This window comes from Pradoshia eiseniae (assembly GCF_002946355.1).
In the GTDB taxonomy this organism is placed as follows: domain Bacteria; phylum Bacillota; class Bacilli; order Bacillales; family Pradoshiaceae; genus Pradoshia; species Pradoshia eiseniae.
Genome location: NZ_PKOZ01000003.1, coordinates 306314 through 333009, shown reverse-complemented (window position 1 = coordinate 333009; position 26696 = coordinate 306314). Strand labels below are relative to the sequence as shown.

Annotated in this window: 24 protein-coding genes; 22 read left to right on the top strand and 2 right to left on the bottom strand. The window is 45.4% G+C overall.

What is annotated here, in order from left to right; all coding sequences use genetic code 11:
* Positions 1-514: 514 nt before the first annotated feature.
* The gene (locus tag CYL18_RS08545) at positions 515-2221 is read right to left on the bottom strand and encodes an Rqc2 family fibronectin-binding protein (protein ID WP_104849060.1); all 1707 of its coding nucleotides are present in this window, start codon (positions 2219-2221) and stop codon (positions 515-517) included.
* A 152-nt stretch (positions 2222-2373) separates the two neighbouring features.
* Between CYL18_RS08545 and CYL18_RS08540 the strand changes: the two genes are divergently transcribed.
* From CYL18_RS08540 to spoVM, 17 genes are all read left to right on the top strand, one after another.
* Positions 2374-5043 carry a calcium-translocating P-type ATPase, SERCA-type gene (locus CYL18_RS08540; protein WP_104849059.1) on the top strand — a complete coding sequence of 890 codons (2670 nt, stop codon included), beginning with the start codon at positions 2374-2376 and terminating at the stop codon, positions 5041-5043.
* A 105-nt stretch (positions 5044-5148) separates the two neighbouring features.
* The gene (locus CYL18_RS08535; RefSeq protein ID WP_104849058.1) at positions 5149-6024 is read left to right on the top strand and encodes a YicC/YloC family endoribonuclease; all 876 of its coding nucleotides are present in this window, start codon (positions 5149-5151) and stop codon (positions 6022-6024) included.
* A gap of 52 nt (positions 6025-6076) precedes the next feature.
* Positions 6077-6340: an extracellular matrix/biofilm regulator RemA gene (gene remA / locus CYL18_RS08530; protein WP_049671478.1), complete on the top strand. Its 264-nt coding sequence runs from the start codon at positions 6077-6079 to the stop codon at positions 6338-6340.
* A gap of 9 nt (positions 6341-6349) precedes the next feature.
* Positions 6350-6967 (top strand): guanylate kinase, encoded by a 618-nt coding sequence (gene gmk, locus CYL18_RS08525; protein WP_104849084.1) that lies wholly within the window; start codon positions 6350-6352, stop codon positions 6965-6967.
* A 1-nt stretch (position 6968) separates the two neighbouring features.
* Positions 6969-7187 carry a DNA-directed RNA polymerase subunit omega gene (rpoZ, locus tag CYL18_RS08520; RefSeq protein WP_104849057.1) on the top strand — a complete coding sequence of 73 codons (219 nt, stop codon included), beginning with the start codon at positions 6969-6971 and terminating at the stop codon, positions 7185-7187.
* Positions 7188-7385: 198 nt separating this feature from the next.
* Entirely contained in the window at positions 7386-8597 is a 1212-nt protein-coding gene (gene coaBC, locus CYL18_RS08515; protein ID WP_104849056.1) for a bifunctional phosphopantothenoylcysteine decarboxylase/phosphopantothenate--cysteine ligase CoaBC, read from the top strand.
* Entirely contained in the window at positions 8597-11011 is a 2415-nt protein-coding gene (gene priA / locus CYL18_RS08510; RefSeq protein WP_104849055.1) for a primosomal protein N', read from the top strand. Before coaBC ends, priA begins: the two co-directional genes overlap by 1 nt.
* A gap of 18 nt (positions 11012-11029) precedes the next feature.
* Complete coding sequence (gene def / locus CYL18_RS08505) at positions 11030-11515, top strand: peptide deformylase (RefSeq protein WP_104849054.1); 486 nt, start codon at positions 11030-11032, stop codon at positions 11513-11515.
* Positions 11512-12453, top strand: coding sequence for a methionyl-tRNA formyltransferase (fmt, locus tag CYL18_RS08500; RefSeq protein ID WP_104849053.1), 942 nt, complete (start codon positions 11512-11514; stop codon positions 12451-12453). Before def ends, fmt begins: the two co-directional genes overlap by 4 nt.
* Before the next feature lie 3 nt (positions 12454-12456).
* Positions 12457-13803, top strand: a complete 1347-nt coding sequence (gene rsmB / locus CYL18_RS08495) for a 16S rRNA (cytosine(967)-C(5))-methyltransferase RsmB (protein WP_104849052.1) — start codon at positions 12457-12459, stop codon at positions 13801-13803.
* Between the two features lie 2 nt (positions 13804-13805).
* Positions 13806-14894 (top strand): 23S rRNA (adenine(2503)-C(2))-methyltransferase RlmN, encoded by a 1089-nt coding sequence (gene rlmN / locus CYL18_RS08490; protein WP_104849051.1) that lies wholly within the window; start codon positions 13806-13808, stop codon positions 14892-14894.
* Positions 14895-14898: 4 nt separating this feature from the next.
* Complete coding sequence (locus tag CYL18_RS08485; protein ID WP_104849050.1) at positions 14899-15654, top strand: Stp1/IreP family PP2C-type Ser/Thr phosphatase; 756 nt, start codon at positions 14899-14901, stop codon at positions 15652-15654.
* A gap of 5 nt (positions 15655-15659) precedes the next feature.
* On the top strand, positions 15660-17687 hold the full coding sequence (gene pknB / locus CYL18_RS08480) for a Stk1 family PASTA domain-containing Ser/Thr kinase (RefSeq protein WP_104849049.1): 2028 nt from the start codon (positions 15660-15662) through the stop codon (positions 17685-17687).
* Between the two features lie 16 nt (positions 17688-17703).
* Positions 17704-18585: a ribosome small subunit-dependent GTPase A gene (gene rsgA / locus CYL18_RS08475; RefSeq protein WP_104849048.1), complete on the top strand. Its 882-nt coding sequence runs from the start codon at positions 17704-17706 to the stop codon at positions 18583-18585.
* A 3-nt stretch (positions 18586-18588) separates the two neighbouring features.
* Positions 18589-19233, top strand: coding sequence for a ribulose-phosphate 3-epimerase (gene rpe / locus CYL18_RS08470; RefSeq protein WP_104849047.1), 645 nt, complete (start codon positions 18589-18591; stop codon positions 19231-19233).
* A gap of 114 nt (positions 19234-19347) precedes the next feature.
* The gene (locus CYL18_RS08465; RefSeq protein WP_104849046.1) at positions 19348-20004 is read left to right on the top strand and encodes a thiamine diphosphokinase; all 657 of its coding nucleotides are present in this window, start codon (positions 19348-19350) and stop codon (positions 20002-20004) included.
* A gap of 99 nt (positions 20005-20103) precedes the next feature.
* Positions 20104-20184, top strand: a complete 81-nt coding sequence (gene spoVM, locus CYL18_RS08460; protein WP_049671465.1) for a stage V sporulation protein SpoVM — start codon at positions 20104-20106, stop codon at positions 20182-20184.
* A 201-nt stretch (positions 20185-20385) separates the two neighbouring features.
* Here the strand turns inward: spoVM and rpmB are convergent, their stop codons facing one another.
* The gene (rpmB, locus tag CYL18_RS08455; protein WP_104849045.1) at positions 20386-20574 is read right to left on the bottom strand and encodes a 50S ribosomal protein L28; all 189 of its coding nucleotides are present in this window, start codon (positions 20572-20574) and stop codon (positions 20386-20388) included.
* A 262-nt stretch (positions 20575-20836) separates the two neighbouring features.
* Here rpmB and CYL18_RS08450 point away from each other — a divergent pair, with 262 nt between their 5' ends.
* From CYL18_RS08450 to recG, 5 genes are all read left to right on the top strand, one after another.
* On the top strand, positions 20837-21199 hold the full coding sequence (locus CYL18_RS08450) for an Asp23/Gls24 family envelope stress response protein (protein WP_049671463.1): 363 nt from the start codon (positions 20837-20839) through the stop codon (positions 21197-21199).
* An 18-nt stretch (positions 21200-21217) separates the two neighbouring features.
* Positions 21218-22897 carry a DAK2 domain-containing protein gene (locus CYL18_RS08445; protein WP_201741256.1) on the top strand — a complete coding sequence of 560 codons (1680 nt, stop codon included), beginning with the start codon at positions 21218-21220 and terminating at the stop codon, positions 22895-22897.
* Between the two features lie 87 nt (positions 22898-22984).
* Complete coding sequence (gene sdaAB, locus CYL18_RS08440) at positions 22985-23647, top strand: L-serine ammonia-lyase, iron-sulfur-dependent subunit beta (RefSeq protein WP_104849044.1); 663 nt, start codon at positions 22985-22987, stop codon at positions 23645-23647.
* A gap of 25 nt (positions 23648-23672) precedes the next feature.
* Positions 23673-24557 (top strand): L-serine ammonia-lyase, iron-sulfur-dependent, subunit alpha, encoded by an 885-nt coding sequence (gene sdaAA / locus CYL18_RS08435; RefSeq protein ID WP_104849043.1) that lies wholly within the window; start codon positions 23673-23675, stop codon positions 24555-24557.
* A complete protein-coding gene (recG, locus tag CYL18_RS08430; protein ID WP_104849042.1) occupies positions 24554-26602 on the top strand; it encodes an ATP-dependent DNA helicase RecG in 2049 nt (682 codons plus the stop codon). The genes sdaAA and recG overlap by 4 nt, the downstream gene beginning before the upstream one ends.
* Positions 26603-26696: the final 94 nt, after the last annotated feature.

Genomic DNA, 26696 nt, shown 5'->3' with positions numbered 1-26696 from the left:
TTTTTGGGATAAAAAACATTGTTTCCAAGAGTGAATAAAATGACTCTTTTTATTTACACAATTATATGGACTTAATCCCCTTTCCCCAGGCTACGTGTAGGAAAGGTGGGGAAAGGGTGGTAGAAGGATGGGGAAAGCCAGGCAATGCCCATCCTTTTCCCAGTCTATGTGCAGGTAAGGTGGGATAAGGGTGGATGAAGGATGGGAAAAGCCGCCAGGCAACGCCCATCCTTTTCCCAGGCTATGTGTAGGAAAGGTGGGGAAAGGGTGGACGAAAAATGGGGAAAGCCAGGCAATGCCCCCCTCGCCCAGGCTATGTGTAGGAAAGGTGGGTAAAGGGTGGTAGAAGGATGGGGAAAGCCAGGCAAAGCCCACCCCTCGCCCAGGCTATGTGCAGGTAAGGTGGGATAAGGGTGGACAAAGCATGAGAAAAGCCGATGCCCGGCATCAACAAGCAAACCAACAAAAAAATGCCCTCCCGAGGAGCAGGAGGGCATTTTTCTCTATCCGTTCATTATTTCTTCAATGAAAGCACAAGCTCTTCATCTGGTGTCACATAATAGGTTGTTTGGTTGTCATAGGTGACAAATCCAGGTTTGGCGCCGGCTGGTTTTTTGACATGCCTGATTAATGTAGCGTCGACAGGTACTTGGCTTGATTGGCGTGCCTTGCTGAAGTAGGCGGCAAGGATGGCAGCCTCTTTGATGGTTTGGTCGCTTGGGTCTGCATCCCGGATAACGACGTGAGAGCCAGGGATGTCCTTCGTGTGGAACCAAAGGGCGTTTTTTGGCGCAAGGCGGTTGGTTAAGTATTCGTTTTGCTTATTATTCTTGCCGACGAGGATCTCTGTACCGTCGCTTGATAGGTATGTATCAAGCGCTGGCTTCAGGTCTTTTTTCTTTCCGCCTTTTTTGCTTACCCGTTTCTTGACATAGCCGCCTTCCTCAAGCTCTTCGCGAATCTCCTGCAGGTCCTTAGGAGAAGCGGTATTCATTTGATGGATGAGGTTATCGAGATAGTCGATTTCCTTATTGGTGAGCTCGATTTGTTCGTTGACATAGGCAACGGATTTCTTCGCTTTTTGGTATTTAGCGAAGTATTTTTGGGCGTTTTCCGATGGTGTTAGCCGTTCGTTCAGCTCAATCGTCAGGGAAGGCTGGTTCTCATCGTAAAAGTCGATGACCTCTGCTGTTTTCATGCCTTTTTTTAGGGCATAAATATGGCTGGTAATTAGCTCGCCATATTTTTTAAAAATCTCTGCTTTTTCGGAGTCACTAAGAGTCTCCTTTAGCTTGAGCAGTTTTTTCTCGTTTTTCTCTTTTTCATTTTGAAGGAGACGTTCGAGGTCATGGGCCTGCTGTTTGACGCGGTCTCGGTCTGCCTTTTGGAAATAGAAGCGGTCAAGGAGCTCGCTTAAGGTGTCGAAATGCTTCTTTGTTCCTTTTATATGCTCCACATTGAGCAGATAAAAGGCTTCTTTTGATTCGCTGCTGATTAATGTGGGTTCATATTGATGAACGCTTATTTGCTCCATGACAGCCTTGAAGCTTTGAGGGACCGTTTCTCGGTTTACAAGGCCTGCTCTATGCGTAATTTCCTTTGCAAGGAGCGGAGATAGACCCTTGAAGGTCGAAACAAGCTGTTTGTCAATTCTGCCGGCGAAATAATCCAGATGCGTTAATCCCTGCTCAGCATCGTCTAAAGGGTTGAATTTATCCTGTTCCGGCGGGAGCACATAAGGTTGTCCGGGGAGCAAGGTCCGGTAGCTGTTTAAGGCTGGGGGAACATGCTTGATACAATCGATAATCATGTTCTTCTCTTCATCAACAAGGATGATATTGCTGTGTTTCCCCATGATTTCAATAATAAGAAGCTTAGGAGCCAGATCTCCGATTTCGTTGCGGCCATGTACCTTAAAGGTAATGAGCCTCTCGAGTCCAGGCTGCTCGATTTTCTCTATAAAATAACCTTCCAAATGTTTGCGGAGCAGCATGCAAAACATTGGCGCATCTGTTGGGTTCTCGTAACTTTCCTTGGTAAGCTGTACACGCGCATAGCTTGGGTGAGCAGAGAGGAGCAGCTTGTGATTCTCTCTGCCAGCTCTGACAACGAGAATGAGTTCGTTTTTATAGGGCTGGTGAATCTTCGTGATTCGTCCGCTTTTGAGCGTGGCGGATAGTTCCTCCGTCATAGCTCTTGTGAAAAATCCGTCAAAGGACATGTATAACACCTTCTTCATTATGGCAGATATGAATCTGCCGGTCTCTTTAAATAACTATAGCCTAACAAGTATAGCATTTTTCGGGACAACTCTGAATAAACATGTACCAAAGTAAGTCATTCGGATTGTATGAAGGAGGTTGTACTCGTTACATGAAGTTGGTAGAAATGGACAAAGATCAGTTACAATCCGCTTTTAATGTTGATGCGAAAAAGGGATTGAGCCATCAGGAAGCAAAGAAACGGTTAAAGCAATATGGACATAATGAGCTGGCGGAAGGTGAAAAGCAGTCTGCGCTCCTGCTGTTTTTTAACCAATTCAAGGATTTTATGGTACTGATTCTATTGGCGGCAACGCTGGTCAGCGGTTTGCTTGGGGAATATATTGATGCCATAGCCATCATTATGATTGTATTGGTTAATGGATTTTTGGGATTTTTTCAAGAACGCAAGGCAGAAAAATCTTTATCAGCATTGAAGGAAATGGCTGCCCCGCAGATGATGGTGCAAAGGGATGGGTTATGGACTAAAATTCAGGCAAAGGACTGTGTGCCTGGGGATATTGTTAAATTCGCAAGTGGAGACCGGATTGGCGCTGATATAAGAATTACGAAAGCGCATAGCTTAGAGGCCGAGGAGTCTGCTTTGACAGGGGAATCTCTTCCGGTTGTAAAGTCATCGGATGTGATGAAGAAGGAAAGCGCAGGTATAGGTGATCAAGTGAATATGGCCTTCATGGGAACACTTGTGACGAGAGGCTCCGGGGAAGGAGTAGTCGTTGCAACCGGAATGAAAACAGCCATGGGACAGATTGCTGATTTGCTCCAAAATGCGCACAGTCAGCAAACACCTTTGCAGATAAGGCTCGAGCAATTAGGAAAGATTTTGATTGTGGCAGCACTGTTCCTGACTTTATTGGTGGTCGGAATCGGTGTGTTGCAAGGAAATAATTTATATACGATGGTGCTTGCGGGAGTGTCGCTCGCTGTGGCCGCTATTCCAGAGGGGCTTCCCGCCATTGTCACGGTTGCTCTGTCGCTCGGCGTACAGAGGATGATTAGGAAAAATGCCATTGTCCGCAAGCTGCCTGCCGTTGAGACATTAGGCTGTGCATCAGTCATTTGCTCAGATAAGACTGGGACCATGACGGAAAATAAAATGATGGTCACAAGACTCTGGGTAGGGGGAAGGGATTGGACAGTCTCCGGTAAGGGGTTTGAGCCGGCAGGCGAGTTTGAATGTATGCAGGGTCCTTCAGATGACACAGAGGTGCGGCAGCTATTAACCTATGGAATTCTATGCAATAATGCTGAATTGAAATTAAAGAAAAAGAACTATTATATAGAAGGGGATCCGACAGAGGGAGCTATGCTCGTTGCCGCCATGAAAAAGGGAATCGACAGACAGCTTCAGTTTGAGAATTATCAACTCTTAAAGGAATTTCCGTTTGAATCGGAACGGAAGCTGATGAGTGTCATGGTGAAGGATGCAAACGGGAGGCAATTCATCGTTACAAAGGGGGCTCCAGATGTGCTGCTTGGCCGTTGCAGCTCAGTTCAGATGAATGGGCGCAACCAGCGGATGGATGAAAAGATGGTCCATGGAATTATGGCATCAACAGAGCGTATGGCTGAGCAAGCGCTGCGCACAATTGCCGTTGCCTTTAAAAGCGTTCCTGCCAATACGGCCATCCTCGATGAGGGAGATGCGGAATGTGACCTCGTATTCCTTGGATTACAGGGAATGATGGACCCGCCGAGGGCGGAAGTGGCCCAAGCTGTTCAAGAATGCCGGGATGCAGGAATTAAGACTGTGATGATCACGGGAGACCATATGGTGACCGCAAAGGCTATTGGCGAGAAGCTCGGCATCTATCATCAAGGAGACAGAGTTGTATCTGGAGCCGAATTGGACAAAATGTCAGAGGATGAACTCTCGGATATAGTGGATGAAACGTCAGTATTTGCGCGTGTATCCCCGGAACATAAGCTTAAAATCGTATCAGCCTTCCAAGGCAGAGGACATATTGTCGCCATGACTGGGGATGGAGTCAATGATGCACCGGCAATCAAGGCGGCTGATATTGGAATTGCCATGGGAATCTCCGGGACCGATGTCGCCAAGGAGACTTCTGCGTTGATCCTGCTGGATGATAATTTTGCCACGATCAAAGCAGCCATTAAGGAAGGGCGGAACATCTACGAGAATATCCGTAAGTTCATTCGGTACTTGCTTGCCTCGAATGTAGGAGAGATTCTCGTGATGCTGTTTGCGATGATTATCGGCCTTCCGCTGCCGCTATTGCCAATCCAAATTCTATGGGTCAATCTTGTGACAGATGGGCTGCCTGCCATGGCACTTGGGCTTGATAAGCCCGAGGAAAATGTGATGAAACGCCCGCCAAGACATCCGAAGGAAGGGGTTTTCGCCAGGGGGCTGGGCTGGAAAGTCATTTCGAGGGGATTTTTGATTGGCTCGGCAACTCTGCTAGCGTTCATGACCGTCTATAAGTCAAATCCGGATAATCTCCAATATGCCCAGACGGTGGCATTTGCGACATTGGTGCTAGCACAGCTGATCCATGTGTTTGATTGCCGGAGCGAAAAGTCCATCTTTTCACGGAATCCGTTTGGGAATATGTATCTTGTGTGGGCTGTCGTCTCGTCCATCGTTTTGATGGTCATCGCCCTCTATTATCCGCCGCTTCAGCAAGTGTTCCATACAGTCTCGATTGCCCCAAGGGATTGGCTGTTAATCCTTGGTATGGCTTCGATTCCAACTTTTTTACTGGCTGGGACATTTTATGTAAGTAAATCCAAATAAATTGTGATATAATTTTTAAGGTAGTAGAGGGTACTCTATTACCTTTTTATTTTTATATGGTTTCATTTCTTGAATGAAACGATATAGATTGGAGCTGTGGCTAAAATGATCTTAAGCATGACTGGTTATGGAAGAGCAAAAAACGAAGATGAAGCATTGGTTATCACCGTGGAAATGAAAAGTGTGAATCATCGTTTTTTTGAATGCAGTATCCGATCGCCTCGACAATTAATGATGTATGAAGACAGAATTAAAAAGATTATTCAGCAAAAGTTACAAAGGGGTAGAATTGAGGTCTTTATCAGTCTTCAAGGTGAAGGGGCTGTAAAGAGGGTTGTAACGCCTAACTGGGAACTAATGGACCAGATCATGAATATATCAACTGAATTCAACAGCAGATACAGCGCCTTTACGGAAACTCAGCTGACCGATCTTCTGCAGCTTGAACACTTTATTCAGGTAGAGGAGAAAGAGCAGGACAACTCCACTCTTGAGGGGATGCTACTAAAGACGGTGGAGGAAGCGGTCGCTCATCTTTCTTCGATGCGCGAGAAGGAAGGCCAGTTTCTGAAGGAGGATCTTATCGGACATATAGAAAGGCTAAAGGCAGAACTTGAAGCAGTTGAAAAGCTGGCTCCTGCTGTGCCAAAGGCATATGAAGCCCGATTGAAGCAAAAGCTTGAAGAAGCGGTTGGAGATGCTTATGATAAAAATAGACTCCTTACGGAGATTGCCTTATTTACCGATAAAGCGGATATACATGAAGAAATCTCCAGGCTTAAAAGCCATATTGCTCAATTTATGGAGGGGCTCGAGGGATCTGGGCCGACGGGAAGAAAACTTGACTTCATCATCCAAGAGATGAACCGGGAAACCAATACGATTGGTTCAAAGGCAAGTGATTCCGGAATCGCAAAAGAAGTGGTTGAGATGAAGGCCATTCTCGAAAAAATGAAAGAACAAGTCCAAAATGTAGAATAAACAGAGTTTATCACTATACATACAAGCAAACAATAGGGATGGAGGCTAATCAATGTCAATCAAATTAATCAATATCGGTTTTGGGAATATCGTTTCCGCCAATCGTATTGTAACCATTGTTAGTCCGGAGTCAGCGCCTATTAAAAGGATTATCCAGGATGCAAGGGATAAGGGCTCTTTGGTAGATGCTACGTATGGAAGAAGAACGCGCGCAGTTATCATTACAGACAGTGACCATGTTGTCTTATCAGCTGTGCAGCCCGAAACGGTTGCGGCCAGATTGCATGATCGTGATGAAAGTGTGTCAGAAGGATAGGTGAAAGTGTTGGAAGAAAAAGGATTGTTAATTGTGTTATCAGGACCCTCTGGGGTTGGGAAAGGAACGGTCAGGAAAGCTATTTTTGACCAGCCGGATGTCAATTTTGAGTATTCAATCTCGGCAACTTCCCGTAAGCCAAGGGAAGGAGAGGTCCATGGGGTAGATTATTTCTTCAAGTCGCGTGAGCAATTTGAAGATATGATTGCCAATGATGAGCTGCTTGAGCATGCTGAATATGTCGGCAATTACTATGGGACTCCGATTGAGTATGTTAAGAAGACCTTGGAGGAAGGGAAGGATGTCTTCCTTGAGATTGAGGTACAGGGGGCAAAGCAAGTCAGAGATAAATTCCCTGATGGATTGTTTATTTTCCTGGCTCCTCCAAGCTTGAAGGAATTGGAGAATCGTATCGTGACGAGAGGGACAGAAACGGACGAATTAATTCGCAACCGTATGAAAGCGGCTCGGGAAGAAATTGAAATGATGAACTTATATGATTATGTGGTCGAGAATGATCGTGTCGAGCATGCTTGTGAGCGAATCAACGCCATCGTTGTTGCGGAACACCTCAGACGCGAGCGTGTGGAAAAACGATACAGAAAATTATTGGAGGAAGAAAAATAATATGTTATATCCATCTATTGACTCATTGTTAACAAAAATCGATTCGAAGTATTCACTAGTGTCTGTGGCAGCTAAGCGCGCCCGCTTCATGCAAGAATCAGGCGAGCCTAGCAGAATCGCTAAGCCGGTATCTCACAAATATGTCGGCAAAGCACTGGAAGAAATCAATACCGGTGATCTGTCTTACAAAGTTGTTTCAGATGAAATTGTAGAACGCTGATATAATAGAAAGAAAACAACCTTACTGCTTTTGAAGGTTGTTTTTTTTGCTGGCAGTTATACAGTGCACCGTTTATAGTAAAGAATAATAGTACATTTTGCGGGAAAGATATTTCCCGCTTTTTTTAAAAGGCTGTGTCAGTCTTGCTTTAATATTAAACGCACAGTCTCAAGAAAAGATGATGGCGGAGGGAAAGAAATGCTGAAAGATAAGAAAATCCTTTTGTTTGTTACCGGCGGAATTGCCGTTTATAAAGCAGCAAGCCTAACGAGCAAGCTTGTGCAGGCAGGGGCAGAGGTTAAGGTTGTCATGAGTGAATCTGCCATGAAGTTTGTCACACCGCTCACGTTTCAGTCCTTATCCAGAAATGACGTTTTCCATGATACATTTGACGAAAAAATACCAGGAAAGATTGCACATATTGATTTAGCTGATTGGGCCGATGCAGCTGTCATTGCCCCAGCGACAGCCAATGTCATCGGGAAAGTGGCAAATGGCATTGCAGATGATATGATATCCACGATTTTGCTTGCTGTGACGGCTCCCATATTCATTGCTCCTGCGATGAATGTTCATATGTATGAGCATAAAGCAGTACAGCGCAATATGAACCGCTTGCGCGAGGATGGTTATACATTTATTGAACCTAATGAAGGCTATCTTGCATGCGGATATGTTGGGAAAGGCAGGCTCGAGGAGCCGGAGGCTATCGTAGAGGTGCTAAGTGCCCATTTTGATGCTGACAAGCTACCGCTGTCCGGGAAAAAAGTGCTTATTACAGCCGGTCCTACCCGTGAAAGAATCGATCCTGTTCGGTATGTATCTAATTATTCCACCGGAAAAATGGGATATTCACTGGCAGAAGCAGCACTTAAGATGGGGGCAGAGGTCACATTAGTGAGTGGTCCTGTGACCGTTACAGCTCCACCGAACGCGCGTCTCATTTCTGTTGAGAGTGCTTCTGAGATGTATGAGGCTGTCATGGCGGAAATGGGTTCAGCGAATATCATTATCGGAACAGCCGCAGTAGCGGATTATAAACCAGCAGAAGCGGCGACCCAAAAGATCAAGAAGCAGGACGATGATATGAGTCTCGCGATGACAAGAACGAAAGACATTCTTGCTGAAGCCGGGAAGAGGAAAAGCGGACAGATCCTGGTCGGATTTGCCGCAGAAACGAATAATGTGGAAGAGTATGCGAAGAAGAAGCTTGTGAAGAAGAATGCGGATATGATTGTAGCCAATGATGTTATGAAAGAGGGAGCAGGATTTGGCACAGACACGAATATCGTTACACTTTACAAGAAAGATGGTACCTCAGTGGAATTGCCATTAATGAGCAAGCTGCAGACGGCAGAGGCAATCCTGCATGAAGTTGCCAGGATGGAAGCCATCGGGGCGAATGTGTAATGATAGCAGAAGTTATTGTTGATGTGCCGGCCCAGCAAACGGACCGGCCTTTTGATTATCGTGTTCCGGAAAAATGGAGCGGGATGATTCAAGAGGGTATGCGGGTCACCGTCCCGTTTGGTCCGAGGAAGCTGCTTGGGTTTGTCGTCAAGCTGAAGGAGAGCTCTGAATTTAAGTCATTAAAGAATATTAGTGGTCTTTTGGACATGGAGCCAGCCCTAAATGAAGAGCTGCTCGAGCTTGGACATTGGCTGGCCGATGAGACGATGTGCTTTAAGATTTCCGCTTTTCAAGCGATGCTCCCTGCAGCCATGAAGGCCAAGTATGAAAAGCAAATCAGGCTCACAAGGGGTATGGTTGTTTCAGACTTGTTGCCAGAGCTTCAGCCGCTATTTCAAAAGACAGGCACGATGAAATGGGACGATGCCCAAAACAATGAATTACTGCCGCTTGTAAAAAAGGAAATGGACAGGGGAGCCTTGGAGCTTTCCATCAAGGTTAGCAATAAAGGGAATGTGAAAAAAGAAAAATTCATTAAGCCATTGCTGGATAAGGAAGGCCTTATTACCCAGCTGGGAGAAATAAGCAAGACTGCCAAGAATCAAAGATGCATAATAGAATACTTCTTAGAAAATCCGATTGAGTCCCCTCTATCAAAGGTTCTGAAGGATACAGGGTTGTCGGGTTATTCAGTCATCAAGCCCCTGGTCAATAAGGGGATTCTTCATGTGCAAGAGCGTGAATCTTATCGGGACCATTATGAACAGCATGAATTTCAAGCTGATGCCGTCCTGCCTTTAACAGAGGAACAGCGCGGAGCAATGGGGCCGATTGAGCGGGCCGTTGAGGAGAAAAGAAATGAGACCTTCCTGCTTTACGGGGTGACTGGAAGCGGCAAGACAGAAATTTATCTCCAATCGATTAAGCGGATTGTGGATGAGGGGAAGGAAGCTATTGTCCTCGTCCCTGAGATTTCCTTGACGCCAATGATGGTAACCCGGTTTAAGCGGCGTTTCGGCAATTTGGTTGCCGTGTTACATAGCGGGTTATCTACTGGTGAAAAATATGATGAGTGGAGAAAGATTCAGCGGGGTGAGGTGAAGGTGGTTGTCGGGGCAAGATCGGCCGTTTTTGCACCATTTAAGAATATCGGGCTAATCATCATTGATGAGGAGCATGAAGGCAGTTATAAGCAGGAAGAGATGCCGCGCTATCATGCTCGCGATGTCGCCCTAAAGAGGGCAAGCTATCATCATTGCCCCGTCATCTTAGGAAGCGCTACCCCCTCTCTTGAAACCTTTGCCCGGGCCAAGCGGGATGTCTATACACTGTTGACCCTTAAAAGCCGTGTAAACCAGCGTGCCCTTCCGGAAGTATCCATCGTGGATATGAGGGAGGAGATGAGAGGTGGCAATCGTTCGATGTTTTCTGAGCTTCTTTTCGAAAAGCTTAAGGAGCGTGTGGAAAAAGGGGAACAATCCGTTTTGATGCTCAATCGGCGCGGGCATTCATCGTTTGTAATGTGCCGTAATTGCGGATTGGTTGTGACATGTCCTAACTGTGACGTTTCGATGACGTTCCATCGTGTCCAATCACAGATGAAATGCCATTATTGCGGGCTTGAAGAAGGAGTCCCTAATGTATGTCCGGATTGCGGAAGTGACCATATCCGTTATTTTGGAACCGGAACGCAAAAGGTGGAAGAGGAACTTGGCAAGCTCATGCCGCATGCGCGTGTCATCCGGATGGACGTTGATACGACAAGTCGGAAGGGTGCCCATGAAGCCTTATTGAAGAGGTTTGAGGATGGGCAGGCTGATATTCTGCTCGGTACGCAAATGATTGCAAAGGGCTTGGATTTTCCCAAAGTGACACTTGTCGGTGTATTATCTGCCGATACGATGCTTCACCTTCCGGATTTCCGGTCATCTGAGCGGACGTTCCAGCTGCTGACGCAGGTCAGCGGACGTGCGGGAAGGCATGAGCTTCCGGGTGAAGTCGTCATCCAAACCTATACACCTGAACACTACAGCATACAGCTGGCTTCAGAACAGGATTATGAAGGTTTTTTCATGCGGGAGATGTTTCTTCGTAAGCAGAATGATTATCCCCCATACTATTATATAGCCCTCTTAACGGTTTCACATGAGGATGTTCTAAAGGCTATGGATACGGCTGATAAGATTACGACCTATATTAAGAGGCATGTTAGCCCAAGCACGGTTGTATTTGGCCCTTCCGCTTCGCCGATGTCCAGAATCAATAATAGATATAGATACCAATGTCTGTTAAAATACAAGCGGGAACCGAATTTAGCGGTAATATTAAAGAAATTAAATGAAACATATGGACGAAATGCTGCACAATCCGGCTTGCAACTGTCGATTGATGTAAATCCGTTTATTATGATGTAGAAAGAAGGAAGAATGAAATTGGCTGTATTACCAATCGTAAAACATCCAGACAAGAGGCTGGAGTCTAAATGTAAAAAGGTAGAAGTATTTGATAAGAAATTAGCGAAGCTGCTTGATGATATGTACGACACGATGATCGAGGCGGATGGTGTAGGACTTGCTGCTCCTCAAATAGGCAAAAACATTCAAGTTGCCATTGTAGATGTGGATGATGAGTCTGGAACGATTGAGCTCATAAATCCTGAGCTCATTGAAAGCAATGGCAAGGATATCGATATTGAAGGGTGCTTAAGTTTCCCTGGCGTTTATGGTGAAGTCGAGAGGCCTACATTCGTGAAGGTGCAGGCACAGGACCGCTTAGGCAGATGGTGTGTCATTGAAGCGGAGGATTATATGGCACGGGCCATTCTCCATGAAATGGATCACCTAGAGGGTGTCCTTTTCACATCAAAGGTAAGCCGATATGTAAGTGAAGAAGAGTTAGAAGGGTATGAAGCAGAATGACAAGAATCGTATTTATGGGGACACCAGACTTTTCCGTCGGAGTCTTAGAGCGCCTGATTGAAGATGGATATTCGATCGTTGGTGTAGTGACGCAGCCGGACCGGCCAGTAGGGCGCAAGCGCGTGCTGACACCGCCGCCGGTTAAAGTGACGGCACAAAAGCATGGCATCCAAGTTTTGCAGCCTGAGAAAATAAGGCTGGATGAAGAGGTTGATAAGGTATTAGCGCTGGAGCCTGATTTGATTGTGACGGCTGCCTTTGGGCAAATCCTGCCTAAACGCTTGCTTGAGGCGCCTAAATATGGCTGCATCAATGTACATGCTTCCTTGCTCCCAGAACTGCGCGGGGGAGCGCCAATTCACTATGCAATCATGCAAGGGAAAGAAAAGACCGGTGTTACGATTATGTATATGGTCGAAAAGCTTGATGCAGGAGATATGCTCAGTAAAGTGGAGGTGCCAATTGAGGAAACCGACCATACAGGCAGCCTTCATGACAAACTGAGCGCTGCTGGGGCAGAACTGACGTCAAAGACAATCCCTGCTCTTTTGAAGGGTGAGATTACACCAATTAAGCAAAACGAGGAAGAAGCAACTTTCGCGTCCAATATTAAACGTGAGCAGGAACTAATTGATTGGACGAAAACAGGCGAGGAGATTTATAACCATGTACGTGGTTTGCATCCTTGGCCAGTCGCCTATACTTTATTTAACGGGAAAGTAATCAAGGTATGGTGGACAGAGAGGGTTGCCTCATCACAGCCTGGAGAGCCTGGAGAAGTGCTTGCGCTTCTTAAGGATGGCATCCTTGTCAAGTCTGGAAATGATACAGCTATCAAAATAACGGAATTACAGCCTGCCGGCAAGAAACGGATGAGTGCCGAGCAAATGCTTAGGGGCGCACATGACTTTGCGCCAGGAATGAAATTGGGAGAATAGAGAATGCCTCAAAAAAAGAATGTCAGGGAAATTGCCCTGGATATACTAACCGCTGTTCAAAAGAATAAAGCCTATAGCAATCTATCGCTGAACCATGCGATTAAAGAATCGGAGCTGTCCGCAAAGGATATCGGCCTGCTGACCGAGCTCGTATACGGGACCATACAGCGTGATATGACATTGGATTATTATGTGTCTCCGTTCATTAAGAATCCTAAGAAAATCCAGCCGTGGGTTCTTAGCTTATTGAAGATGACGGTTTTTCAAATGCAATTCTTAGACAGGGTGCCAGAGAGAGCCGCTGTTCATGAAGCGGTTGAGATTGCGAAGAAAAGGGGACATCGCGGTGTAGCATCACTCGTTAACGGTGTGCTGCGCACCATTGGGCGTGAGGGAGTGCCGCAAACTTCTGAGATTAAAGATCCTCTTGAGAGAATTTCTATCTCGACAAGCCATCCGCTATGGCTCGTGAAACTTTGGGCAAGCCAATTCGGGATTGAGAAAACCGAGCAAATGTGTATGGAAAACTTAAACGCGCCTGTACAGACCTCAAGGGTCAACCTGCTGAAGACTAGCAGGGAAGAAGTGCTCGAGCTGCTTTCTGACGAAGGATATATGGTCGAACCAAGTACGCTCAATGAGGACGGAATCCGTTGCCTGCGAGGGAATATTGCCTTATCGAACGCCTATAAAAATGGATTAATCAGCATTCAGGACGAGAGCTCCATGCTTGTTGCGCATGCCGTATCCCCGAGTGATGAAGACATGGTCCTAGACAGCTGTGCCGCTCCGGGCGGAAAAACAACCCATATGGGTGAGAGAATGGCTAATCATGGCCGAATCATTGCCCTTGATTTGCATGCTCATAAAACAAAATTGATTGAGGAACAGGCAATGAGGCTTGGATTGTCGAATATAGAGACAAGACAGATGGATGCGCGGAAAATTAGAGAGTGTTTCGAGCCGCAAACATTTGATAAAATATTGGTAGATGCACCATGCTCAGGCCTTGGTGTACTGAAGAGAAAACCTGATGCGAAATATACAAAAACCGAGGCGGACCTTCACTCATTATCGGTCATCCAATTGAATATTCTCGAAAAAGTATCCAGTCTCGTGAAAACGGGCGGAACGATTACGTACAGCACATGTACGGTTGGCAAGGAAGAAAATGAAGCGATTATCGACGCATTTTTGGAGCAAAACAAGGATTTCGAACGAGACCTAAGTCTTGTGGACCGACTGCCTGAAGCCGTCAAGCCCTATGTCAATGGCAACAGTGTACAAATACTACCACAATATTTCGGAAGTGATGGATTCTTCATTGCTTCCATTCGAAGGAAGGCTTAATAATGGAACAATCAAAAGTGAAGAAGGCAGTAATGAAACAGGACCACAAACCGTCGATTTACTCCTTGCAGCTAGATGAATTAAAGGAATGGCTCGAGCAAAATGGTGAGAAAGCGTTTCGGGCAACACAAATATATGAATGGTTATATGAGAAGCGAGTATCCTCCTTCGAAGATATGACCAATCTCTCTAAGGGACTCCGTTCCAAATTAGAGGGTGCATTTACGTTAACGACTTTGAACACGCTTGTACAGCAAACATCCAAGGATGGAACCATCAAGTTCTTGTTTGAACTCCATGACGGATACTCCATTGAAACGGTCCTAATGAGACATGATTACGGCAATTCAGTCTGTGTTACAACCCAGGTGGGCTGCCGCATTGGGTGTACATTCTGTGCATCCACATTGGGCGGGCTAAAGCGAAATCTTGAAGCGGGAGAAATTGTCGCTCAAGTCGTAAAGGTACAGCAGGCCCTGGATGAATTAGGCGAACGCGTAAGCTCTGTCGTTATCATGGGAATCGGAGAGCCTTTCGATAACTACGATAACATGATGTCCTTCCTGCGTATCATCAACCATGATAAAGGATTGAATATCGGCGCACGTCATATTACGGTATCAACGAGCGGGATTGTGCCAAAAATCTATAAATTCGCAGATGAGAAGCTGCAGATTAATTTCGCCATTTCCCTTCATGCCCCGAATACGGAGCTGCGCAGCAAGTTGATGCCAATCAATCGTGCTTATAAGCTCCCGCAGCTTATGGAAGCTGTTAAGTATTATGTGGATAAAACAGGCCGGAGGATAACATTCGAGTATGGCTTGTTTGGCGGAGAAAATGATCAGGTTGAGCATGCCGAGGAATTGGCTAACCTGATCAAGGGACTGAAATGCCATGTAAACTTAATTCCGGTCAACTATGTACCGGAAAGAGATTATGTGCGCACCCCGAAAGAGCAAATCCAGCTATTCGAGGACACGCTTAAAAAGCGTGGTGTGAATGTCACGACAAGAAGAGAACAGGGACATGACATTGATGCCGCATGCGGCCAGCTGCGTGCGAAGGAAAGGAAAGAAGAGACGAGGTGAAGGGATGAAGGCCACATTTAGGACTGACCGGGGAAGGGTTAGAATGCATAATGAGGACCAGGGAGGCATCTTCTTTCGAGAAGATCCTTCCAACATGGCTTTTGCCGTCATAGCAGACGGAATGGGCGGTCATAAGGCAGGGGATGTCGCTAGCGAGATGACTGTCTCTATATTGAAAAGAGCATGGGAAGATACCAATCTCAAGGATACGCCCGCTTCCATCGAATCATTTTTACATGAGCAGATTCAATTTGCGAACTCAGAGCTGTATCAGCACTCTCTTTCTCATACGGAATGTGAAGGAATGGGAACGACGATTGTCGCGGCTCTTTGCACCGAGCGAACCGCTACGATTGTAAACGTAGGGGACTCGAGATGTTATTTGTTCAATGAAGATGGGTTCAAGCAAGTTACGGAGGATCATTCCTTAGTGAATGAACTGGTCCGTTCCGGTCAAATATCTAAAGAAGATGCCGAGCATCATCCAAGAAAGAATGTGATCCTAAGGGCACTTGGCACAGAAGCGAATGTAGAGGTGGATGTCCGCACCATCGTGTTCGAGGAAGGGGACATGATCCTGTTATGTTCAGACGGGCTCTCTGATAAATTATCGGAGACGGAAATAATGGAGATTCTTAAGAGCGGCGCATCGCTTGATGAGATGGCTGACACCTTTATCCAAAGGGCAAATGATAATGGGGGAGAAGATAATATCACTCTAGCAATCCTTCTTCACAACTTTGAAAGTGAAAGAGGGTGAGCTGAATGTTGATAGGGAAAAGAATCAGCGGCCGCTATAAGATCATCCGCATGATTGGCGGAGGCGGCATGGCAAATGTATATCTGGCGAGAGACATGATTCTTGACCGTGATGTGGCAGTGAAGATTCTCCGGATGGATTTTTCCAATGATGATGAATTCATTAAACGGTTCCACCGGGAAGCACAATCGGCAACAAGTCTGACCCATCAGAACATTGTCAGCATATATGATGTAGGGGAAGAGGATGGCATCTATTATATCGTGATGGAATATGTGGACGGCATGACGCTTAAGCAATATATCCAAGCTTTTTCTCCGATACCTGTTGAAAAAGTTCTCGATATCATGACTCAAATCACCTCTGCTCTAGCTCTTGCCCACCAAAATCATATTGTACATAGGGATATCAAGCCTCATAATGTCTTAATCGATCATGAGGATAATGTGAAAATAACGGACTTTGGTATAGCGACGGCATTAAGTGCGACATCCATCACCCAAACAAACTCAGTGCTTGGGTCTGTTCATTATTTATCCCCTGAACAAGCAAGGGGAGGGATGGCAAACAAAAAGTCTGACATTTATTCTCTCGGCATCGTGATGTTTGAGCTGCTGACAGGAAGGCTTCCGTTTTCGGGAGAATCGGCGGTTTCCATTGCTCTGAAGCATTTACAGTCAGATACGCCTTCACCGAAACGCTGGAATCCGGCCATTCCCCAAAGCGTTGAGAATATCGTTTTGAAAGCGACCGCTAAGGATCCTTTTCACCGCTATGCAAGCGTGGAAGAAATGGCGCTGGATATAAGTACTGCGCTTGAGCCGGATCGGCTGAATGAAAGTAAATTCGTGATACCAGAGGATGATGATGTCACAAAGGCAATTCCGATTATCACGAATGATGAATTATTTCAGAATCATGATGACACTAAGGTTATTGCTGAACAGGAGGATACCGTCCCGACCACGGCCTCCTCTAAGAAAAACCATAGCGGGAAGAACAAGAAGGCTAAAAAGCAGAAAAAGAATAAGAAAGCAGATAAAGCAAAGACACCAAAGAAGAAACGAAGCTGGGTGAAGCTTACCGCTATTATCTTCGGCGTTTTAATCGTCTTGGCTGTAGCAGCATTATTGATTCTGCCGGGAATCCTAGCGGCTAAGGATGTGGAAGTACCGGATGTTTCGGATAACCAATTGGACATGGCTCTTGCAAGCATCAGTGCTGCTGGACTTGAGATAGGCGAGGTCATTGAAAAAGAGGATGACGAGATTGAAGAAGGCAATGTCATCAAAACAAAGCCTGAAGCAGGAAGAACTGTTAAAGAAGGTTCTGCTATCGATGTGTACTACAGCATTGGGAAAAAGAAGGTTGAAGTACTGAACTATGTTGGCCGTGATTATGAGGATATTGCAAACCTGCTCGAAAACTTTGGATATAAGGATATAGTCATCAATAAAGTCAATGATAATTCAGACATTGGGACTGTTCTTGATCAGGAGCCAAGAGACGGGGAGAGCGTTATTCCATCTGAAACCGTTCTGACGCTGACAGTGTCTAATGGGCCAGCTAAGGTGAACTTAAAGGATTTAACCGACTATACGAAAAAGGCTCTGGATGATTATGCCGCTGATACAGGTTTGAAAATCACGTTTGGAGAGGAACAGTATAGTGATAGCGTTCCTGCCGGACAGGTTATCTCTCAATCGCCTGCTGCAGGGACGGCCCTTGAGGTAGGATCTGAAGTGAATGTCGTTCTCTCAAAAGGAGCGGAGGAAATACCGCCGAAAGAGGAAACGAAGGAAGTGACGATCACATATGACGAAGAACTTGAAGGGGCACCGCAGACAGTAACGATTTTGATTGAAGATCTCGACAATACGATGACAGAGCCAGTTGAAACCTTTGAAATAACGGAAACTGTCAAGAAAACCTTGCGTTTCAGGGTTCCTCATAATGGACGGGCAGGGTATAAAATCATCAAAGATAATAGTGTGTTTGACGAAGGTGTCATTAACTATTCGGAAAATGATTGAATGAAGGAGTGAATATATGCCTGTAGGCAAAATCATTAAAGCGTTAAGCGGATTTTATTATGTGATGGATGGAGACCAAGTCATCCAATGCAGGGGGCGCGGCGTATTCCGGAAGCAGAAGGTATCCCCTCTGGTGGGGGATATGGTCGACTTCCAGGCTGAAAACCCGACTGATGGGTATATCATGGAAATCAAGGAACGAAAAAATGAACTAGTCCGTCCTCCAATTGCAAATGTGGACCAAGCTATCCTCGTTTTTTCTGCCGTTGAGCCGGATTTTAGTACTGGGTTGCTTGACCGTTTTCTCGTGCTTGTTGAATCAAAGGAGATTGCACCGGTTATTTGCATCAGTAAAGTAGACCTCTTGGATACATCCGGATTATCCCGGATAGAAGAATATGCAGAGCATTACCGGAAAATTGGTTATGAGGTAGTCCTCACTTCCTCCATTGAAGAGACAGGCATAACGGACCTGATGCCGTTCATCAGCGGAAAGACATCTGTTTTTGCCGGTCAGTCTGGTGTTGGAAAATCTTCATTATTGAATGCGCTTGACCCTGAATTGAATTTAAAAACAAGTGAGATTTCCTCCCATCTTGGCAGGGGAAAACATACGACACGACATGTCGAGCTGATCAGTATCGGAGATGGTCTGATTGCTGATACGCCTGGTTTCAGTTCACTCGAATTTACTGAGCTAGAAGCTGTTGAGCTCAGTGATTGCTTCCCTGAGATGCGCGAGAACAGCTCAGAATGCAAGTTTAGGGGATGCATGCATGTGAAGGAACCAAAATGTGCGGTAAAGGAAGCTGTTAGCTCGGGAGCTATTGAATCATATCGATATGATCATTATTTGCAGTTCCTCGAAGAAATCAAAGACAGAAAGCCGAGGTATTGATGTATGGTAAAGATTGCACCATCGATTTTATCAGCTGACTTTTCAAAATTGGGCAGTGAGATTAAGGATGTTGAACGCGGAGGAGCGGATTGGATCCATATCGATGTAATGGATGGCCATTTTGTTCCCAATATCACGATTGGGCCGTTAATTGTCGAAGCGGTCCGGCCGATTACTAAGCTGACTCTTGATGTCCATTTGATGATTGAAAATCCTGACCAATATATTGAAGCATTTGCGAAAGCTGGTGCTGATTACATCACCGTCCATGCAGAGGCATGCACGCATTTGCACAGAACGATTCAGTTAATTAAGTCATTTGGTGTTAAGGCTGGTGTGGTGCTTAATCCAGCAACACCGCCATCCGTGCTTGATTATGTGCTCGAAGATCTTGATTTAGTTCTCTTGATGACAGTGAATCCTGGTTTCGGCGGTCAAGCCTTTATTCCGTCTGTGCTCGATAAGATTGAAAAAGTGCGGAATATGATTGATGAGAAAGGTTTATCCATCGATATTGAGATTGATGGGGGTGTTAATCCAGAAACGGCTAGGCTTTGCGTTGAACGGGGAGCAACTGTGTTGGTTGCAGGTTCAGCCATCTATAATAAGGAAGACCGGAAGCAGGCGATAGCCGATATTCGCGGATGAGAGATAGGGTAGCAGGGCTTTGTGACAGCTAATCATAAAGCCGGCAATGAAAGGGTTATCCAGCCTGAGCCTTCCGGCTTAAGGCGGATAATCCTTTTTCTTTAGAAGGGTGGAATGAGTGTGGATATTAGGATTGTTGCCGGAGGACCCGAGGAGTACCTTCCGGATTTAAAGAAAATCTCGGCTGAGCATGATGATGTACTCTGGTGCGGAGCGGACAGGGGTGCCTTAGTGCTCGCTGAAAAAGGGATTAAAATGGAGGCGGCCTTTGGTGATTTTGATTCAGTTACTGATGAGGAGCTTCGCTTTATCAGGCATTCAGCAAAGGAAGTATATATGTATCCGCCTGAAAAGAATGAAACGGACCTTGAGCATTCTCTTGGTTGGGCTTATGATCAAAAGCCTGATCGGATAACCATTTATGGAGCAACGGGGGGAAGAATGGATCATGCTCTTGGCAATATCATGCTCCTTGCAAGCGATGACCATTTGCGGCAGCCTGTGAAGGCAAAGCTCGAGGATAGACAAAATGAGATTTCCTTTTTCTATCCCGGCAGCTATACGGTTCATGAACAGGAAAAACGTTATATATCCTTCATACCAATCAGTGAAGAAATCACTGGCGTTACGCTCACCGGCTTTCTTTATCCCTTGGAAAATGACATCTTAAAGAGAGGAAGGACGCTGTCAATCAGCAATGAATTAAATTCTGATACCGGTACTTTTTCGTTTTCCTCCGGCATATTAATGATGATAAGAAGCAGAGATTAATATACTCTAGATAGGCTAATAGCATTTATAGATAAGCCATTAATGCAGGTTGGGAATCAGGAGAGAGTCAGTTTCAGGCTAGCATTGAGGAGGGACAGTATGAAATTTTACACGATAAAATTGCCCCGCTTTTTAGGCGGGATTGTCAAGGCAATGTTAGGAGCATTCAAAAAGGGATAAAGAATTGGCAGGTCTTCTTCGCCTGCCATACTTGTATCTTCATACATGCTACCAGGCACTCTGCTCGCTCCCAGAGTGTCTTTTGTTTTGGGCGGAGGACGGCTAATTTCAAAAAAATTAGCCAACCGTCGGGTTAATCTGGTGAATATGGGAAAAATGAAAAAGCATCCTGCCTAGACAGGATGCTTTAGTTTCGCTTGATTAAACGCGTTCAACTTTGCCAGATTTAAGCGCTCTTGCAGAAACGTATACTTTTTTCGGTTTTCCGTTTACAAGAATACGTACTTTTTGAACGTTCGCTTTCCATGTACGTTTGTTAGCGTTCATAGCGTGAGAACGGTGGTTTCCGGAAGATGTTTTTCTACCAGTGATAACACATTTGCGTGCCATAGCCAAATTCCCTCCTTACGTGCGTATGTTAATGAGTTCTTTTAGTCGGTCTCTTCAAAAGATACCTTAATAATTTAACACACCTCTTGATAGATTGCAATACAATTGGAACTGTCTTTCAAGAAAAAAACCTTGACATAAGATTTCAACTTTGATTAATTGGTATAGGTGAAGAATTGGTATTGGAGATAAAGACTTTCCATTCAAAAGTGATTATAGTAAAATGGCTTTAGCTATGGTTAACCTAAAAGGGGGAATTAGTATGTCCATTGAAATGAGCACCAAATTCGGACAAATAGATATTTCGAATGATGTAGTTGCCATTATTGCCGGCGGCGCAGCGGTTGATTGCTACGGTATAGTAGGAATGGCATCAAAGAACCAAATAAAAGACGGACTAAGCGAAATTCTTCGTAAAGAAAACTTCTCTAAAGGAGTAGTGGTCAGACAAGAAGAGGATGAAATACATATCGATATGTATATCATCGTCAGCTATGGAACAAAAATCTCAGAGATTGCTCACAACGTACAATCTAAAGTGAAATATACGTTGAATCAAACTGTAGGCCTTTCGGTTGAATCTGTTAATATTTTTGTTCAAGGGGTTCGTGTGACGAATCCGTAATTTAAGGAGGAAATTTTAGTGGTTATAACATCTATTGACGGCAAAAGATTCGCCGAAATGGTCATACAGGGGGCAAACAGGCTTTCTGCCAACGCAAAATATGTAGATGCGTTGAATGTATTCCCAGTACCGGATGGAGATACAGGGACGAATATGAATTTGTCAATGACCTCTGGCGCGAATGAAGTTAGAAATAATGTGCAAGGCCATATCGGAAAAGTAGGATCTTCCCTTGCGAAGGGCCTTCTTATGGGTGCACGCGGGAACTCAGGTGTTATCCTATCCCAATTATTCCGCGGATTCGCGAAGAACATTGAAGCGAAATCTGCCATCAGCAGCAAAGAGTTTGCGCAAGCCTTCGAAGCAGGCGTAGAAACAGCCTATAAGGCTGTTATGAAGCCGGTTGAGGGAACAATCCTTACAGTAGCAAAGGATGCTGCTAAGGCTGGTGTGGCAGCTGCTGAGACGGAAGAAAGCATTACAGCAGTCATGGAAGCTGTGCTTGCTGAAGCGAAAGCATCCTTGAAACGTACGCCTGACCTATTGCCGGTTCTTAAGGAAGTCGGAGTGGTTGATAGCGGCGGTCAAGGGCTTGTATTCGTATATGAAGGATTCCTGGCAGAATTAAAGGGTGAGAAATTGCCTGAAACGCCGGAAAGCAAGCCGAAAATGGACGAGCTTGTGAATGCTGAACACCATATGAGTGTACAAGGTCATATGAAAACAGAAGATATCGAGTTTGGCTACTGCACAGAGTTCATGGTTCGCTTTGAGCCTGAAAAAGTTGCTGAGAATCCATTTAATGAAGAGCAATTCCGCCAAGATCTTAGTGAATATGGCGACTCTTTGTTAGTCATTTCTGACGATGACATCGTAAAGGTGCATATACATGCTGAAAATCCGGGTAATTGCTTAAATTACGGACAAAGATATGGCAGCTTAATCAAGATTAAAATCGAAAATATGCGCGAGCAGCATTCGACAATCTTAAATGAAACAGATAACCAATTGCGTGAACATGCTGCGCCGGTTTCAACGGAAAAGAAACCATTCGGTGTCGTTGCGATTGCAATGGGCGAAGGAATCGCGGACCTGTTCCGAAGCATTGGTACTGACGTTGTGATTGAAGGCGGTCAAACAATGAACCCGTCTACTGAGGATATCGTAAAAGCGGTTGAATCCATTAACGCAGACCATGTATACATCCTTCCAAATAACAAGAATATCATCATGGCAGCTAACCAAGCCTCTGATGTGAGCGAAAAAGCTGTCACAGTGATTCCGAGCAAAACAATCCCTCAAGGATTGACGGCTCTCCTTTCCTTCAATCCATCTGCAACTGCGGAAGAGAATGAGGAATTAATGAGCGAAGCGCTTCAAAATGTTGTGACTGGACAGATTACATTTGCCGTCCGTGACACAAGCATCGAAGGCCTGGAAATCGAAAAAGACGATTACATGGGTCTAATTGATGGCAAAATCAAAGTGAAAAACAAAGATAGAGTCGAGGCAGCGAAGGAAGTCCTAAGCTCTATGCTCGATGATGCTGAAATCTTGACTATCCTATATGGGGAAGAAACTTCAGAGCAGGAAGTTGATGCCCTAGTTGAATATTGCAGTGAGGAATATCCAGATCTTGAGGTTGAGGTCCATAACGGTAAACAACCGCTATATTCCTATATTTTTGCTGCTGAATAAAAAAGCATACGGTGGAAAACAGAATAGAAGGGGGATTCCCCTTCTATTTCAGTATGTACGGATATTTCTGAAGGAGAGGATACACAAATGAAATATAAAAGTGTCTTTGATATCATTGGTCCCGTTATGATCGGTCCATCCAGCTCCCATACTGCTGGAGCAGCCCGGATTGGAAGAGTCGCCCGCAGTTTGTTTAATCGCAAGCCTGACTGGGCGATTGTTTCTCTATATGGATCATTTGCTAAAACCTATAAAGGTCATGGAACAGATGTCGCCATTATTGCCGGATTACTTGATTTTGACACCTCTGACACCCGCTTGCCCGAAGCGCTTGATATTGCCAAAAAAGAGAATCTGAAAGTGACATTCATTGAAGAAGACGCTGTTGTGGACCATCCTAATACAGCAAGAATCCGAATGGGTGACAGTGAAGGGGAAATGGAGCTTGTTGGGATCTCTATTGGTGGTGGAAAGATAGAAATTCTCGAGTTAAACGGATTTGAGCTGCGTCTTTCCGGCCATCATCCAGCCATACTAGTTGTCCATGATGATAAATTTGGCGCCATTGCCAGTGTGTCTAATGTCTTGGCATCCCATCAGATTAATATTGGTCATATGGAAGTGTCAAGAAAAGAGGTTGGAAGCACAGCCCTCATGACGATTGAAGTAGATCAAAATATTGGTCAGGATATATTGGATGAAATCTCTCAGCTTGCTCATGTTACAAGAGTAACGAAAATTGCTGATTAATGAATAGGTAAGAGGAGGTAGTATCATGTTTCGCAATGTTGCCGAACTTGTGGAATTGGCTGAAACGAGACAAGTGAAAATAGCTGAAGTAATGATACAGCAGGAAATGGAAGTGACAGGAAGAACGCGCGAGGAAGTGATCCAATTCATGGACCGTAACCTAACTGTCATGGAAGAAGCAATTGAAAGAGGACTGAAAGGCGTGAAGTCCCACTCAGGATTAACTGGCGGGGATGCTGTACTGCTTCAGGAGTACATTAAGAAAGGCAAGAGCCTGTCTGGTGAAGTCCTGCTGGATGGCGTAAGCAAAGCGGTGGCAACGAATGAAGTGAATGCTGCCATGGGAACGATATGTGCAACACCGACAGCGGGGTCTGCAGGTGTGGTCCCAGGCACACTATTTGCCGTTAAGGAAAAATTAAATCCCTCCAGACAGGAAATGATTGAATTCCTGTTCACATCAGGGGCATTCGGCTTTGTCGTTGCCAATAACGCTTCCATCTCAGGAGCTGCCGGAGGATGCCAAGCTGAAGTGGGTTCTGCTTCTGGAATGGCTGCGGCAGCGATAGTGGAAATGGCAGGAGGCACTCCGTCTCAATGTGCGGAAGCGATGGCCATCACTCTCAAAAATATGCTTGGTCTTGTATGTGACCCGGTAGCGGGGCTAGTAGAGGTTCCTTGCGTGAAGCGAAATGCGATGGGAGCTGCCAATGCGATGGTGGCAGCTGATATGGCTCTGGCTGGCATTAAAAGCCGCATTCCTTGCGATGAAGTGATTGATGCGATGTATAAAATTGGTCAAACAATGCCGGTTGCCCTCAGGGAAACGGCTCAAGGCGGATTGGCTGCAACACCGACCGCAAGAGAGCTTGAAGCGAAAATATTCGGGATCTCTTTGGAAAAGAAATGAATCCGCTAGCTCAACTTTCAGTTGATGAATTAAAGGGTGTGGGTGCCGAATCAAGGATTCTTTTGGAATCTGTCGGAATTCATACGATCGACGATCTGCTGAATTATTTTCCGTACCGGTATGAAGACTATCGCGTCAAGGACATCGTTGAAGCAGCCCATGATGAGAGAATCACCATCGAAGGAACCATTCAATCTGCGCCTAATCTATCCTACTTCGGGCGAAAGAAATCAAGACTTACGTTTAAGCTTTTGACAGGCCGTCACCTGATTACCGTCCTGTTCTTCAATCAGCCGTATATTAAGAATAAATTGGCATTGAATGAAGTTATCACGGTCACTGGTAAATGGGATAAGAACAGGCTCACGCTGACTGCTTCGGAATACAAACTGAACGCGGTTGCGCGCACCCATGAATTTGAGCCTGTCTACCATACAAGAGGGGATTTGTCGGTTAAAATGCTCCGCAAATGGATTAAGCAGGCATATACGGATTACTATACGGATATACTTGAAATTCTGCCGGAGCGCTATTTGACCCAATATAAGCTTCCTCCTAGAAACATTGCTATGAGATATTTGCATTTCCCAAAAGACAGCCTGGAAGTGAAACAAGCCCATCGCCGCTTTGTATACGAGGAGTTTTTATTATTCCAGCTGAAAATGCAAGCCCTTAGAAAGATTAACAGGGAAAGCTCGAACGGCAAGGCACATGCCTTTGATAACGGGAAGGTAAAGGATTTCATCTCCTCTTTGCCGTTTGAACTGACAGATGCCCAGAAGAAAGTCGTGAATGAAATTCTCGCCGATATGAGGTCACCATATCGAATGAACCGCCTTCTGCAAGGAGATGTCGGCTCCGGGAAAACGGTCGTTGCGGCCATTCTTTTATATGCAGCCGTCACGGCTGGGAGTCAGGGAGCCTTAATGGTACCAACAGAGATATTAGCAGAGCAGCATGCCAACTCGCTTTATGATTTGCTGACACCGTTCGGCGTGAAGGTCGCCCTGCTCACATCAAGCGTGAAAGGGAAAAGGCGGAAGGAAATGATGGAATTATTGGCCGTCGGTGAAATTGATGTTCTGATAGGGACACATGCTTTAATCCAAAAGGATGTTAACTTTAAAGATTTGGGTCTTGTCATCACGGATGAGCAGCACAGATTTGGGGTAAGCCAGCGCCGCATTCTTCGTGATAAAGGCGAAAGCCCGGATGTATTGTTCATGACAGCGACGCCAATTCCCCGTACGCTAGCGATTACCGCTTTTGGAGAGATGGACGTATCCATCATCGACCAGCTCCCATCGGGCAGGAAAGCAATCGAGACATACTGGGCAAAGCATTCAATGCTAAACCGCATTCTTCAATTCATGGAGAAGGAATTGGCGAAAGGACGGCAAGCCTATGTCATCTGTCCGTTGATTGAGGAATCCGAGAAGCTTGATCTTCAAAATGTGCTTGATGTTCATACGGCGATGACCCAATATTTCACGCCGAAATATACGGTCGGCCTCATGCATGGCAAGCTTTCTGCCGATGAGAAGGATGAGGTGATGCGAGGATTTGGGAAAAATGACATTCAAATCCTTGTTTCCACTACGGTCGTTGAAGTTGGTGTAAATGTGCCGAATGCAAGTGTCATGGTCATCTATGACGCGGAAAGGTTCGGGTTATCACAGCTGCACCAGCTTCGGGGCCGGGTCGGGCGCGGTGCTGAACAATCCTATTGCATCTTAATCGCAGATCCGAAAACAGAAGTAGGGATAGAGCGTTTAACCGCGATGTGCGAGACCTCAGACGGCTTCGTTTTGAGCGAGAAGGACCTTGAGCTTCGTGGTCCCGGAGACTTTTTCGGCAGCAAGCAAAGCGGTCTCCCTGAGTTTAAGATGGCCGATATGGTCCATGATTACAGGGCGCTTGAAACAGCGCGCAAGGACGCAGATGAATTGGTGAATTCTCGTGAGTTCTGGGAATCAGAGGAATTTGCTCATTTGCGAGATTACTTGAATGCATCTGGCATTCTTGAAGGAGAAAAGTTAGACTAATGGAACAGATTGCGCTGGAGTATTAGGTTACTCTTGCAATCTGTTTTTTTAGATTATATACTACTATTAGTACCTAGTCATAAACTAATCGGAA